The 13840-nt window shown below is 71.7% G+C and carries 13 protein-coding genes; 4 read left to right on the forward strand and 9 right to left on the reverse strand.

Annotated elements, in window-relative coordinates:
• Window positions 1-51: 51 nt before the first annotated feature.
• The 3 genes from ABT147_RS26405 to ABT147_RS26415 form a co-directional block, all read right to left on the reverse strand.
• On the reverse strand, window positions 52-1968 hold the full coding sequence (locus tag ABT147_RS26405; RefSeq protein ID WP_351410395.1) for a nickel transporter: 1917 nt from the start codon (window positions 1966-1968) through the stop codon (window positions 52-54).
• A complete protein-coding gene (locus tag ABT147_RS26410; RefSeq protein WP_351410397.1) occupies window positions 1965-3617 on the reverse strand; it encodes a tetratricopeptide repeat protein in 1653 nt (550 codons plus the stop codon). Before ABT147_RS26410 ends, ABT147_RS26405 begins: the two co-directional genes overlap by 4 nt.
• Before the next feature lie 137 nt (window positions 3618-3754).
• Window positions 3755-5278 carry a DUF4331 domain-containing protein gene (locus ABT147_RS26415; RefSeq protein ID WP_351410399.1) on the reverse strand — a complete coding sequence of 508 codons (1524 nt, stop codon included), beginning with the start codon at window positions 5276-5278 and terminating at the stop codon, window positions 3755-3757.
• A gap of 265 nt (window positions 5279-5543) precedes the next feature.
• Between ABT147_RS26415 and ABT147_RS26420 the strand changes: the two genes are divergently transcribed.
• From ABT147_RS26420 to ABT147_RS26430, 3 genes are all read left to right on the forward strand, one after another.
• Window positions 5544-6086 carry a sigma-70 family RNA polymerase sigma factor gene (locus ABT147_RS26420; RefSeq protein WP_257547173.1) on the forward strand — a complete coding sequence of 181 codons (543 nt, stop codon included), beginning with the start codon at window positions 5544-5546 and terminating at the stop codon, window positions 6084-6086.
• A gap of 82 nt (window positions 6087-6168) precedes the next feature.
• Complete coding sequence (locus tag ABT147_RS26425) at window positions 6169-6981, forward strand: anti-sigma factor (protein WP_351410402.1); 813 nt, start codon at window positions 6169-6171, stop codon at window positions 6979-6981.
• 115 nt (window positions 6982-7096) lie between these two features.
• On the forward strand, window positions 7097-7363 hold the full coding sequence (locus ABT147_RS26430) for a hypothetical protein (protein WP_351410404.1): 267 nt from the start codon (window positions 7097-7099) through the stop codon (window positions 7361-7363).
• A gap of 40 nt (window positions 7364-7403) precedes the next feature.
• Here ABT147_RS26430 and ABT147_RS47385 read toward each other — a convergent pair whose 3' ends face one another.
• The 3 genes from ABT147_RS47385 to ABT147_RS26445 all read right to left on the reverse strand — a co-directional run bounded on the left by ABT147_RS47385 (window position 7404) and on the right by ABT147_RS26445 (window position 9459).
• Window positions 7404-7571 (reverse strand): hypothetical protein, encoded by a 168-nt coding sequence (locus tag ABT147_RS47385; RefSeq protein ID WP_502983162.1) that lies wholly within the window; start codon window positions 7569-7571, stop codon window positions 7404-7406.
• Window positions 7572-7711: 140 nt separating this feature from the next.
• A complete protein-coding gene (locus ABT147_RS26440) occupies window positions 7712-8494 on the reverse strand; it encodes an ABC transporter permease (RefSeq protein WP_351410406.1) in 783 nt (260 codons plus the stop codon).
• On the reverse strand, window positions 8491-9459 hold the full coding sequence (locus ABT147_RS26445) for an ATP-binding cassette domain-containing protein (RefSeq protein ID WP_351410408.1): 969 nt from the start codon (window positions 9457-9459) through the stop codon (window positions 8491-8493). Before ABT147_RS26445 ends, ABT147_RS26440 begins: the two co-directional genes overlap by 4 nt.
• 63 nt (window positions 9460-9522) lie before the next feature.
• Here ABT147_RS26445 and ABT147_RS26450 point away from each other — a divergent pair, with 63 nt between their 5' ends.
• Window positions 9523-10230, forward strand: coding sequence for a TetR/AcrR family transcriptional regulator (locus ABT147_RS26450; RefSeq protein WP_351410410.1), 708 nt, complete (start codon window positions 9523-9525; stop codon window positions 10228-10230).
• 117 nt (window positions 10231-10347) lie between these two features.
• Here the strand turns inward: ABT147_RS26450 and ABT147_RS26455 are convergent, their stop codons facing one another.
• The 3 genes from ABT147_RS26455 to hmgA form a co-directional block, all read right to left on the reverse strand.
• Window positions 10348-11553: a type ISP restriction/modification enzyme gene (locus tag ABT147_RS26455; RefSeq protein ID WP_351410412.1), complete on the reverse strand. Its 1206-nt coding sequence runs from the start codon at window positions 11551-11553 to the stop codon at window positions 10348-10350.
• Between the two features lie 72 nt (window positions 11554-11625).
• Window positions 11626-12375, reverse strand: coding sequence for a GntR family transcriptional regulator (locus ABT147_RS26460; RefSeq protein ID WP_351410414.1), 750 nt, complete (start codon window positions 12373-12375; stop codon window positions 11626-11628).
• Window positions 12376-12402: 27 nt separating this feature from the next.
• Window positions 12403-13719: a homogentisate 1,2-dioxygenase gene (hmgA, locus tag ABT147_RS26465; protein WP_351410416.1), complete on the reverse strand. Its 1317-nt coding sequence runs from the start codon at window positions 13717-13719 to the stop codon at window positions 12403-12405.
• Window positions 13720-13840 lie beyond the last annotated feature (121 nt).

Genomic DNA, 13840 nt, shown 5'->3' on the forward strand with positions numbered 1-13840 from the left:
GAGTACGCGGCGTACTCCGAGCACTCCGTGTGATTTCTCCCCAAAAGTAGCTCAGACGAGTGCGGATGTTGCCCCCCTGACGACCAGAGCGGCCCCGAGCGCGACGACCAGCAGCGCCGACGCCAGCGGTACGGTCCTGCGCACCAGCGCGGCCGTCGGCCCGCCGAGCCGGCCCTCGCCCTTGTCCATCACCCGCGTCACCCAGCCGCCCGCCTTCACCACGGCGTACCCGGCCGCCGTCAGCGTGAGCGCCAGCCCGATGCCGTACGCCAGCACCAGCAGCAGCCCGAACCACGCCTTGCCCAGCGCCGCCGCGCCGACCAGCACGACCACGGCCGAGGGGCTCGGCACCATGCCGCCCGCGAAACCGAGCAGGATCGTGCCGCGCAGGGTGGGCGCGGTGGGGTGGGTGTGCGTGAAGCCGCCGTGGGTGTGCGTGATGCCGCCGCCGAAGAGGGAGCGCTTCTGGGTGGGGGCTTGGTCGTGATCGTGGTCGTGGTCGTGGGTGTGCGGGGCGCTGTGGTCGTGACCGTGGTCGTGCTTGTGGTCATGACCGTGCTTGTGGTCGTGGCTGTGGGAGTGACCCTCGCCGGGGGAGTGGGTGTGCGGCCCGGCCGGTGCGTGGTCGTGGGTGTGGGTCGCGACCGACGCGTGGGTGTGCGAGTGGGTCTCGCCGTGCGCGTGGGTGCGCGCGGGGGCGGCCTGGGCGAGTACGAGCTCCCGGCCGGGCTCGGGCGCGTGGTCGTGCGTGTGGGAGTGGCCGTCCCCGTGGCCGTGCTGGTGACTGTGCTCGTGCTCGTGCTCGTGGCTGTGGGAGTGCCCGTGCCCGTGCTGGTGATCGTGGTCATGGCCGTGCTCGTGGTCATGGTCGTGGCCATGACTGTGATCGTGATCGTGCGTGTGCCCGTGTCCGTGGGCCTTCGCGTGGGTGAGCGTCAGCTTGCGGTTCAGCCATGCGCGGCGGGCGAGTGTGACTCCCGCGCCCATCACGAACAGGCCGCTCGCGATGCCCAGCCAGGTGATCACGGACGGGGCGGCGGCGGAGCCGGCCAGGACGAGGAGTCCGAGGGCGACGACGCCCAGGGTGTGGGTCACCGTCACCGACGCGGCCATGGGGAGGACGTCACGCATCCGGGCCCGGTCGCGGGCGGCGGCCGTCGCGGCCATCAGAGTCTTGCCGTGGCCCGGGCCGAGCGCGTGCATGGCGCCCAGGAACAGGGCGATACCGAAGGCGAGGGCGCCGAAGCCGAAGGTGAGGTCCTGGCTGGAGACCAGGTCGTCGAGGGCCCGGGTCCAGCGGTCCGCGCCGCGCGGGAGGATCGAGGCGCCGGGCGCGTCGCTCTCCTGCTCGGCCAGCGCGGGACCGCCCGGCCGCACCTGGAGGGAGGCCTTCGCCGTGTCCTCCGGCGACTGCAACAACTCCGCCGGATAGTCGGTGAGTTGCTTCGACAGCGACTCCTCGGGCACGTCCGACCCGGTCAGCGTCGCCCGGTCGCCCTGAGCGGTGACCTCGCGCCAGCCCGGCCCGGAGTCGACGGCCGCGTGGAAGCGTACGTCGGCGGCCCGGTCCGGCAGCGGAGCCGTCAGCCGGCACTCCACGCGCAGCGTCTTCAGCCCCGCCTGGCCCGGCCGCTCCTCGGCCCGGCTCGACTTGAGAGCCACCTCGACGGCACTCCCGTCGACCGTGACCTCACTGCCCTCGGCGGCCTTCTCGCACCGCTCCCGGGCCCAGCTCTCCTTGCCCTGCCGCTTGATGGCGGGCGCGGCCTGGGTCGCCGGGATCTCCGCGAGGTCCTCGACATGGAGGATCCTCAGCTGTCCGGGGGCGGCGACCAGGCCGTCGTACCGGTTGACGGTGAAGTTGCCGAGCGGGTGGGCGCTCGCCGCCTGGGCGGGGCCGAGGACGAGCGCGCAGGCGGCCACCAGGACCGCCGTGCCGGAGGCGAACACGCGCCGGGGAGAGATCACTTGGCGGTCTCCAGAGCCTGCAGTTTCTTGAGGGTCCTACGGGCTTCCGCCGCGCCGAGCGGCGAGAAACCGGCGTTGAGGTCGAGCGCCGCCTTCAGGGAGGTACGGGCCTCCTTCTTGTCGCCGGCCGCGTACTCGACCATCCCCCGGTGGTACAGGAACGTCGCGTCCTTGTACCCGGTGGCGGTGGCGCGGCGGGCGTACGGCAGGGCCTCGTCGTCGCGGCCGTTGACGTGCAGCGCCCAGGCGAGGGCGTCCGCCGTGTGGACTGTCTCCCGGCGCTCGAACTCGGCCTCGGCGGCCCGCAGCGCGGCCTTGGTGTCGCCGTGGTCGGCGGCGGCGAGCGCGGTGTCGAGGTCGGCGTTGACGCCGTTGGAGCGGGCGATGGCGGTGTAGGCGTCCACCAGCGCGTACTGGTCGCCCGCCCGCGTCTTGTCGCCCTTCGCCTCGTACAGCTCGCCGAGCACGACGAGCGGCCCGGGCAGCGGGTAGGAGGACACGACCTGCTCCAGGCCGCGGATCGCCTCCGCGCCGTCGCCGCTCGCGGCCTGGGCGCGGGCGCGGCCCTCCAGAGCGGGGAGGTAGGTGTCGTCGGCGCCGAGGGCGCGGGCGTAGTGGTCGAGCGAGGTCTTGTAGTCGCCCTGCTTCCAGGCGAGTTGGCCGAGCTGGGTGGCCACGTAGGCGATGTCGCCCCGGGTGGCCGCCGACCTCAGGGCCCGTTCCAGGACGCGCCGGGCGGTCTTCACGTCGCCGCGCAGCTCGTACACGTAGGCGTACCGGGTGAAGACGGGGATGCCGGGGCGGCGGGTGTCGGCGAGCTTCACCGCCTTCAACGCGTCGTCGTAGCGGCCGAGTTCGACGAGGGCGTCGACGCGGCTGCACAACGCGCGTTCGCTGTACGGGTTTTCTTCGAGCGCCCAGTCCGCGTACCGCAGCGCGTCCTCGAACTCGTGGCGGGCGGCGGCGAGCGCGGCGAGGCCCGCGAGGGCCGGGTCGTTGTCCGGCCGCAGCTTCAGCGAGCGCTTCAGGGACTGCTCGGCCTGCGGGTAGCGGGAGGGGTCGCCCTTGACGCGGGCCTGCTCGACATAGGCGAGGCCCAGCGTGGACCAGGAGCCGAAGTCCTTGGGCTGCTCCTTGAGATGGGCCTGCAGCCGCTCGACCGCCGTGTCCAGATCGCCTCCGGCGAGCTGCGCCGCCGAGACACCCGGCGAGGAGGACATCGCCACGGTCCGGTCGTCGTCCTTGGCACCCAGCGCCACGGCGAACCCGGTGAACGCCACGGCCAGCGCCGCCGCACACGCGGTGAGCCGCAGCACCCGCCACCGGGCCGGCTCGGGACCGGCGCCGCGGGCCGAGGGCCGACGACCGGGTACGGGTACGGGACCGGGCTCCGGGCCCGGCTCCACCTCGGACGCGGGGCCGGCCTCGGCGAGGTCACGCCGGTCGGCCTTGGCCTCGGCGTGGGCACCGGACACGGGCCGGGCTTTGGTGAGGTCACGCCCGTCGGCCTTCGTCTCGGACGACGGGCCGGCCTCGGCCTTCGACGCGGCACCTGACTCGGCCGAGTCGGGGCGGGCGTCCTCGGGAGCCCCCGCGTCGGGACGTGGACGTCCGTCCTTCGACGCGTTCTCGTTCGTACGCGGGGACATGCCCTCTCCTCAACATCCTTGCCGAGTGCGGTGATCGTGATCGTGGGGCGCGGCCCGCGCCGTGGGGGATGGATACGAGCGGGCCGCGCCGGTCTCGGTGGACCGGGCCCGATGGGAGTGGGCCCGGTCGGGGCGGACTAGTAGTACGCGCGGTCGTTCCGACGACGCCACCACAGCAGGCCCGAGCCGATGAGCAGGACACCGGCCGCGCCGGCGCCGGCCGAGGCGGCGATCAGCGTGGTGTCGTCCGTACCGCCCTCGACACCCGTGCCGATCGCGCTGCGGACGCTGTTCGTGGTGTTGCCCTTGACGGTCTTGCCCCGCGAACCGGCCGTCGGCAGACCGACGTACGGGAAGGACTTGCCGAACTTCTTGTCGTTCTTGTCGACCGCGTCACCCAGGTCGTTGGGAGCGTCGACCAGTTCGCCCTCGACGACCTGCAGCGCGATGTCGAGCACGTCGTCGGTGAGCCGGCGCCCGTTCGGGAAGCCCTGGTTGTCACCGTCCAGCACACCGAGCCGCTTCGGCTTCTTGGTGGGCTCGATGGAGGTGTTGAGGCGCAGCTGCTCCGAAGGAGTCACGTGCGGCGGCTGGTTGAGGCCCTCGACACCCTTCAGGAAGACGTCGACGAGGTCGTTGCGCGGCTCCTTGGGAGCCGGGATCTTGTAGATCGCCTCGATCAGCTTGGGCAGCTCGGGCTCGGTGACGTTCTTCAGGAACTGGGCGTCGTCCACCGGCGAGGACGCGTTGAACTTGTCTTTGTCCCCGATGGGGTTGACGACCTCGTTCACCAGCGGCATACCCAGGCGCGACACCTGGTGGTACTGGCCGTCGGCGCCCGCACGCTGGGTCGTCGACCAGATGCCGACGATGGGCTGGTCCTTGGACTGGACGAGCGCCTCGCTCGGGATCTGCAGGGCGATCGAGTTGACGTTGTAGCCCTTGAGCGTGTCCCGCCCGACCTCGGAGAGGTCACCGCCGTACAGCAGGTCGAAGACGCGCAGGTCCAGGAAGAACGGGTCGTCGGCCTGGCCGGCGTACGTCGTCACCCCGCTCGCGGTCTTGTAGACGGCCTCGTCGCGCAGCTTCTTGAAGTCCGGCATCGACGCCTTGCCGACGTTCGACGGCGCCACCCACACATCGTCCGCGAGCTTCGTCTTGGACACCGCGCGGCGGTTCTTCAGCTTGATGAGGTCGATGTCGTACGTCTGCGTGATGTTCAGGTCCGGGTCGTCGAGGCTCTCCACGACGCCCGTGTTGTACAGGAAGGTCCTGTCGTTCTTCGTCTTCGTCTTGAACGTGTACCGGAAGACCAGGTCTTCCTGGGCGTCGCCGTCCTGGTCGACGCGGATGTCGTACTCCGCGTCCTCGGAGAACGTGAAGAAGTTCGGGCCGCCCGCCGGCTCCTCGAAGGGGATCCAGTTCGCGATCACCGTCGTCGTGTCCGGCTTGTCGGGGCTGACGAACGCGTACACATCGGTGTTGTCGAACTGGGGCTCACCCGAGATCAGCGGGGCCTCCCGGTGGCTGGAGGCGGAAGCCGCCCCCGGCTGCAACACGGTCACGCCGGCGGCTGCGAGCCCTCCGGCGGCCAGCGAAGCACAGATGAGGGACGCGATGCTCCGCCGTCCCGCGCCGCTCCTGGAAGTAGGTGTCGTCATGCCGTCCGTCCTCTGTCCCAACTTGCCTGACGAACGCCATTCGGTGCGGTCGGCAGGGTGGATTGGTCGAATCCCAAACGTTCTTACGGCGCGTTTGAAAGGTTGTTTCAGCGGAGAGCGGGATTCGTTGATCCGATGTTCGGATCGGTCGACCGGCGACCCGCGTTTTGGGCAGGCTGATCCGTAACCCCATCCGGAGGTGGGTTGGTTGCGAATGCCTTACGCGCGGGGATGGCCGTGCTCGACCGGAGGCGAGGGGGAGCGAGTGGAGGCGGACAAGCTTCTGGTCCGGGTGGCCGGAGGCGACCAACGGGCGTTCGAGGAGCTGTACGCACTGGTGTCCGGCCCGGTGTTCGGGCTGGTCCGCCGGGTCGTACGGGACCCGGCGCAGTCGGAGGAGGTGGCTCAGGAGGTGCTGCTCGAACTCTGGCGTTCCGCGGGCCGGTTCGACCCCGCCCGCGGCAGCGCCCTGTCCTGGATACTCACCCTCGCGCACCGGCGGGCGGTGGACCGGGTGCGCAGCGCCCGCGCCGCCACCGAGCGCGAGCAGCGCGAGGGACGGCGCAACCACCACCCCGCCTTCGACCAGGTCGCCGAGGAGGTCGAGGCCGGACTCGAACGTCAGTGGGTGCGCCACTGCCTGGAGAAGCTCACCACCCTCCAGCGCGAGTCCGTCACCCTCGCCTACTACGACGGCTACACCTACCGTGAAGTGGCCGAGCGGCTCTCGCTGCCCCTCGGCACGGTCAAGACCCGTATGCGCGACGGACTCACACGGCTGCGCGAATGCCTGGGAGGAGTCGCATGAGCGCCCTGATCGGCCTCGCGGCACGTGAGGCCCCGTTCGTCCGCGCGCCACGTGGGGCGTGTGTGCCCGGGGGAGGTGCGGCGTGAGCCTGTTCCGTCGTGAGGACCTCCACTCGCTCGCCGCTCCCTACGCGCTCGACGCCCTGGAGCCCGACGAGCGGCGCCGCTTCGAGAAGCACCTGGAGCGCTGCGACCGCTGCCCCGCCGAGGTGCGCGCCCTGTCCGAGGACGCGGTACGCCTGGCCTGGTCGACGGCCGCCCCGGCGCCCGCGGCGATGCGCGACCGGGTCTTCGCCGCCGTACGCAACACACCCCAGGAGAACCGGTCCTGGAGCGCCCAGCCCACGCGGCCCCAGCATCTGCCACGCCATGTGTGGGGCACCGAGCCGCCGCCGCATGCGCGCGCCCGTGCGCCCCGGATGCGCTCTTTGCTCGCCCCGCTGGCCACCGCCACGGCCGCCGCCGCACTCGTCGTGGCGTCCCTCTTCGCCGTCCAGGCGAACCGCACACAGGACCAACTGGCCGCCGAGCGCGAACAGGCCAGTGAGATCGCCCACGTTCTCGCCGCGCCGGACGCCCGCGCGACCAGCGACCGGGACACGGAGGGCCATCGAATCGGAGTGATCGCTTCCGCCGAGGAGGGGAGCGCGGTCGTGACCCTCAGCGGATTCGAGGACCTCCCGAAGAACCGGGTGCACCAGCTCTGGCTCATGCGCCCCGACGTGCAACCACGCTCCCTGGGCCTCTTCGACGGCGACACGCCCTTGGTCACCAGCGGAATGAACACCGACGCGACGTCACTCGCCGTGACCGTCGAACCCGACGGAGGATCAGCGCAACCCACCAGCCAGCCAGTTGTCCAACTCGCCCTGGAATCGGTCGGATTCGGAGAGTAGTCAACAGTGTTGTCACGGGGTAGAGGAATACCGGGGCCATGATTCCCGAGTGCTCCGACGGAGCGATATGGTTACGCTGCCCGGGCCGGGTGGACTCGTACGGGTGGGGAGTGACATGGAACAGATAACGGTGCGCAGGGCGCGAGTCCCTGCGATCACGTGCGGGAGCAGCGCGACCAGTTCGCGCCTCGACCGCCATCTCTCGGTGCTGGGCGGCCCCGCCGTGCCACAGCGCGAGACGGCCGAGGCGACCTCGCTGATGCTTGAGATAACGTCACGTTCCCCGCAGGAGCGCAGCAGCCGCAAGGACACGCGCGTCGGCAGGGTCTCGCTGTTCGCACCCCTGAAGAGGCTGCGCCGCTCGCTGTTCGGCAGCCGCTAGCACCACAAGCACCAAGGGCTTTCCCGCAGAAGGCCCGCGCTCAGGCGACCACACCGTCCCGGCGCAGCGCTGCGATCTCCTCGTCCGTCATCCCCGCGGCACGCAGCGGCGACCCGGTGTACTCCCCGAGCGCGGGCACCGCACCCACCCGCGCCTCGCCCCCGCCCGGCAGCGCGATCGGCGCCGGCAGCGCCCGGAGCGACCCCACCGGTGACTCCCCTTCCCACCACCGGTCCCCGGTCCTGATCCCGGTCCGCCAACTCCGGCCGCCCCGCCACCTGTTCGGCACCCCGTCGGCGAGCCGCCGCCACCAGCTGGTTCCGGCCCGTCCCCCGAACGGGCCGGAGGTCACTTCGGCCCGGCCGCGTACGTACGGACCGCGAGCGGCACGAACACCGCGAGCAGGAACGCGCACCAGAGCAGCGACCCGGCCACGGGATGGGTCACCGGCCAGGCGGCTCCCGCCGGCACGGGCGCGTTCCCGAAGAGGTCACGCAGGGCCGTGGCCACCGCGCTGATCGGGTTCCACTCGGCGACCGTGCGCAGCCAGCCCGGCAGCCCCTCGGTCGGGATGTACGCGCTGGACAGCAGCGGCAGCAGGAACGTCGCCCCGCCCAGCTGCCCGGCCGCCTCCTCGCTGCGGGTGAGCAGGCCCAGGAAGATGCCGATCCACACCGCCGCGAACCGGAACAGCAGCAACAGCCCGAACGCACCGGCCGCCGCGAGCACACCCCCCTCGATCCGCCAGCCCACCGCGAGCCCGACCAGCAGGAACGGCACCGTCCCGGCGGCCGTCACCAGCACATCCGCCAGCGCCTGCCCGAGCGGCACGGCGGCCCGGCTCATCGGCAGCGTCCGGAAGCGGTCCATCACACCCCGGTGCGTGTCCCCGGCGGCCTGGAACATCCCGGTCATGATCCCGCCGGCCGCCGTCGCCACCAGCAGCCCCGGCACCAGGAACCGCCGGTACTCCTCGCCCGGCACGGCGAGGGCGCTGCCGAAGACGTACCCGAAGAACAGCAGCATCGAGATCGGCATGATCTGGGTGAGGATCAGCAGCCCCGGGTTGTTCCGGACCCGCCGCAACTGCCGGCCCAGCATCGCCGTGCCGTCGTACGCCAACCCGCTCATGCCGCACGCTCCTTGAGGTCGGAGAGGTCCGTGACGGGACCCTCGGTGAGGCGGAGGAACACGTCGTCGAGGGTGGGTGGACGCAGGCTCGCGTCGACCAACGGCACGCCCGCCGCGTCGAGTTCACGCACGAGCCGGGGGAGCGTGAGCGTCGGGTCGAGCGTGACCGCGCCCACCGCGTGCCGGTCGTGGTCGAACGAGGGCTCCGCGCCGGTGAGTTGGTCGAGGACGCCCGCCGCCGCGATCATCGCGTCCGCGTGGGCGACGACGACCTCCGCGTACGAGCCGATGAGCGCCTTGAGCTGAGGCGGCGAGCCGCTGTGCGCGATCCGGCCCCGCTCCATCAGCACGATCCGGTCGGCGAGTTGGTCGGCCTCCTCCAGATACTGCGTGGTCAGCAGCACGGTCGTCCCCTCCGCCTTCAGGGCGCGCACGGCGTCCCAGATCTGATTGCGGCTGACCGGGTCGAGGCCGGTCGTGGGCTCGTCGAGGAAGAGCACCGCCGGGTGCCGGATCAGGCTCGCCGCCAGGTCGAGACGGCGGCGCATGCCCCCCGAGTAGGTGGAGGCCGGGCGGTCGGCGGCCTCGGAAAGACCGAAGCGGTCGAGGAGTTCGGCCGCGCGGCCCGCCGTGTCGCGGACGCGGTGCAGCCGTGCGAACAGCCGCAGGTTCTGCCGCCCGGTGAGATCCCCGTCCACCGACGCGTACTGCCCCGTCACCCCGATCGCCCGCCGGACCGCGCCCGGCTCCCGGACCAGGTCGTGGCCCGCGATCCGCGCCGAGCCGGCGTCCGGCCGCAGCAGCGTCGCCAGCAGCCGTACGGCCGTCGTCTTGCCCGCCCCGTTCGGGCCGAGCATCCCGACGACCGTGCCCTCCGCCACGGCCAGATCGAGGCCGCGGACGGCATGGACGTCCCCGAAGCGCTTCTCCAGACCCTCACTAAGTACAGCGTACGTAGTAGTCATGGGTTGACCATAGCGCACTACGTACGCTGTACGTAACTAGGATGGTGGCCGAGGTGATGATCGATGGCCGGCCGACCTGCCGTACCCGAAGTGATCTGGGCGCGCCCCGAGCGCACCGGCCGAGGCCCGAGGCCCGCGTTCAGCCGCGCGGACATCGCGGCGGCGGCCGTGCGGCTCGCCGACGCGGGGGGTCTCGACGCGGTGTCCATGCGTCATGTAGCGGCCGAGCTGGGCTGCGGCACGATGTCGCTCTACAACTACGTGCCGCGCAAGGAGGACCTGTACGAGCTGATGGTCGACGCGGTCGGCGGTGAGCACGAGCTGTGGGAGCCGAGCGGGGACTGGCGGGCCGACATGCGGCGGGTGGCGTACCAGTCGCGTGAGTTGATGCACCGGCACACGTGGCTGCCGCGGCTGATGTCACCGGTGTACGGCTTCAGCCCCAACGCGCTGCGGTATCTGGAGCACTGTCTGAGCTGCCTGGATCCGATCGAGGCGCCGTACGGGACGAAGATCCAGCTGCTGGCGATGTTGAACGGCTGCGTGACGGTGTACGTCTCGAACGAACTGGCGACGGCCGAGCGGACGCGGTCGTTGCCGTGGTCGGTGGAGCGGGAGAACGAGGTGCGGATCGCGTATCTCGGAGGGCAGATCGCCTCCGGGGCGTATCCGCGGATGGCGGCGGCGTTCACGGAGGACTCGGGGCCGATCGATCTGGAGGCGGCGTTCGAGTGGATGGTGGGGAGGGTGCTGGATTCGTTCGCGCCGTAGGGGGTGCGGGGCGGGGGTGCGGGGTGCGTGGGCGGGTGCGGGTTCGGTGGGGGCTGGTCGCGCAGTTCCCCGCGCCCCTGGAGGGGGTACCCGGCGGCTTCGAGAGTTTCCCCCTCCTCACAACAACGTGAACTGGCCCTCCGGGCCCTCCTCGTGGTGGTCCAGGACCGAGGCGGGGGCCCGGGAGGTTTCCGGGACCGGGAGTACGTCCGCCTTGCGGAGGTCGGCTGTCGTGATGGGCCGGTCGATCGTCAACTCGGCCTGGCGCGGCCTCAGTTCCGCCAGGAGGGCGAGCACGGTGATCAGCTCCAGCAGTTCCGACGTCCAGGGCTGCGGCCAGGTCGTCGGGCGGATCGCCTCCAGCGTGCCCGGGTCCACCTGTTCCGTCCTGCGGGTGAACCACTCCTCCAGGACGCGGACGCCGCCCACCTGGAAGTCCCAGGCCTCGGACGGTACGGGGGAGACACGGCCCTCGTCGATGAGGAGGGTCTCGTCGTCGCGGTCGTAGCGCAGTTCCAGGGGCCGGGAGGGGAGCGGGGCGCGGACGTAGGGGCGGCGGCCACCGGGGAGTTTGGGGCGGTCGCCGTCGCGGCGCATCAGCCAGAGGGTGCGGCGGCCCAGTTCGACGCCGTGGGACCAGGTCTCGGGGTCGGTGGGGAGGGGGACCTCGACGCGGCGGGGGCCGGGGCGCGCGGCCACCAGGATCCAGGCGAGGAGGTCGAGGGGCGCGACGGGGCCGGTGCCGAGGCGTTCGCCGACGTACTCCGGCAGACCCGGCGCGAGGTTCGGCTCCACGCCCCCGGGGCGCCGGTACAGCGGGCGGACCGGGCCGATGCGCGGGCCGTGGGGAAGGGCCAGCGGGAGGACGGACGACGCCAGGAGCACAGGGCCGGCGGAATCCGGCGCGCCCGTCTGCGTGACCGTCTGTTCGACCACGAAGACCTGCCGCTCGTCCGCCACACGCCACAGTTCGGGGCGGGCGGAGTCGATCAGGCGGTGGTCGGGGATGAGCCACTGCTCGTCGAAGGGAGCGGCCAGGATCCGTACGGGCTCGGGGCAGGGGCCCGACTCACGGGCCAGCCGGCCGGTGCCGCTGGACTGGCCCGGCAGCTGGGTCACCGCCGAGGTCAGGGTCCGGGAGCGGGTGGGGGCGAACAGGGCCTCGCGGTCCGGGCCCTCCGCCTTCATCAGGGCGTCCCAGCGAGCCTTCAGGGATGCCGCGTCGGGAGCCGTCGGCCACCCCCGGCCCAGCCGTGGCGGTGCGACGGACCACGGCATGAGGTCCGCGAGCGGCGGAACGTCGTCGGGCGTCACGCTGGGCATCGTACGACCTCGTCCAGGGGCGTCGAAGGAGCCGGCGAAGGATCAGCGGGCATCGCGGCGGCCGGTGAGGCATCAGTTGGCATCGAGGGTCACCGTGAAGGAGAAGCGGTCGCCGCGGTAATGGATGACCGCGACGTCCAGGACGCGGCCGGAGTCGTCATAGGTGACGCCCGTGTAGTGGAGGATCGGGCTGAGCAGGGGGACCTGGAGGAGGCGGGCGGTCTCCGGGTCGGCGATACGGGCCTCCACGGTGTCGGTGATGCGGCCGATGGCCACGCCCACGACATCCCGCAGAACCTTGGTCATCGGCCAGCGGAGCAGATCGTCGCGGTCGATGCGTGCGGCCAGCTCGGGGCGGACGTAGTTGCGGGCGTGGTTGGTGGGCTCGCCCGTCCGCTCGTCGCCGCGCAGCCGGTGGTAGGTGGCCACCTCGGTCAAGTCGGGGAAGTACTCCGAGAGTTCACCCGACAGAGGGGTGCTGCCCTGGTCCAGCAGCTCGGTCGTCATGCCCGACTGCTGGGCCACGATCGCGTCCACCGAGCCGAGCAGCCGTACCGGCGAGCCCCGCTGGGCGCTCGGCTCGATGAACGTGCCGCGCCGGCGGTGCCGGGAGATCAGCCCCTCGTCCTCCAGCTCCTTCAGCGCCTGCCGCATGGTCAGCACGCTCACCCCGTAGTGCCCGGCCAACTGCTCCTCGGTGGGCAGCCGCAGGGGATCCCGGGGCGTTCGGCCGAGTATCGAGGCACGCAGGGACTGCGAGACCTGGTACCAGAGCGGCAGTTTGCGGTTCAGGACGATCGAATCCGGAGCGAATGAGGTCACGACGGTATCCGTACCCGGGGGACGCGCTCAGCGCAACGGGCCGAAGTGGCGCTGGAGCCCGGACCACACCTCGTCGTACCCCTGTTGCAGGTGCTCCGCGCGCGCCGCCTGTGCCGTGGTGAGGATCGGCCAGCGCGTCTCGAACATGAAGGCGAGCCCGTCGTCGACCCGCTGCGGCTTCAGCTCCGCCGCGCTCGCCCGGTCGAACGTCTCCCGGTCCGGGCCGTGCGCCGACATCATGTTGTGCAGCGAACCGCCGCCCGGCACGAAGCCCTCCGCCTTCGCGTCGTACGCGCCCTCGATCAGGCCCATGTACTCGCTCATCACGTTCCGGTGGAAGTACGGCGGCCGGAACGTGTCCTCGCCCACCAGCCAGCGCGGCGCGAAGACGACGAAGTCCACCCCCGCAAGGCCGGGGGTGTCGCTCGGCGACGTCAGCACCGTGAAGATCGACGGGTCCGGGTGGTCGTACGAGATCGTCCCGATGACGTTGAACCGCCGCAGGTCGTAGACGTACGGCGTGTAGTTGCCGTGCCAGGCGACCACATCGAGCGGGGAGTGGTCGTACGTGGCCGTCCAGAGGTTCCCGCAGAACTTGTTCACCACCTCCACCGGGCCCTCGACGTCCTCGTACGCGGCCACCGGCGCCCGGAAGTCACGGGCGTTCGCCAGACCGTTGGCACCGATCGGGCCGAGGTCGGGCAGGCGGAAGGGGGCGCCGAAGTTCTCGCAGACATAGCCGCGGGCGGAGGCGTCCAGCAGGTCCACGCGGAAGCGGACGCCCCGGGGGATCAGGGCGATCTCACCCGGCTCGGCGTGCAGCAGGCCGAACTCCGTGCGCAGCAGGAGACCGCCGCGCTCCGGGACGATCAGGAGTTCGCCGTCCGCGTCGCCGAACACCCGCTCCATGGCGGAATTGGCGTGATACAGGTGCACGGCCATACCCGTGCGCTGCGCCGCGTCGCCGTTGCCGCCGAGGGTCCACAGGCCGCCGAGGAAGTCGGTGCCCGCCGGGGGCGCCGGGAGCGGGTTCCAGCGGAGGCGGTTGGGGTCGGGCACCGTCTCGGTGAACGGGGCCGTGCGGAGGGTGCCGTGGTCCGTGCGCGTGAAGGCGGGGTGCGCGGCCGAGGGCCGGATCCGGTAGAGCCAGGACCGCCGGTTGTGGGCCCTCGGTTCGGTGAACGCGGTGCCGCTGAGCTGCTCCGCGTACAGGCCGAGGGGGGCGCGCTGCGGGGAGTTGCGGCCGTGCGGCAACGCGCCGGGGACCGCCTCCGAGGCGTGTTCGTTGCCGAAACCGGAGAGGTACTCCAGCCCCTCGGCCGTCTTCCTCGCGTCCCCGCTCATGCCCGCTCCTTCGCGATCCTGATTCCTATGCTTCACCGTAGGATTCGCCCGGGGCGGGCGCAAGAGGACAGCTCGGGGCGGCGAGGGGACGGGGCGACAACCGGACGCCGTCGGGACGTCG

Source organism: Streptomyces sp. NPDC001868 (genome assembly GCF_040297125.1).
Classification (GTDB): Bacteria; Actinomycetota; Actinomycetes; order Streptomycetales; family Streptomycetaceae; genus Streptomyces.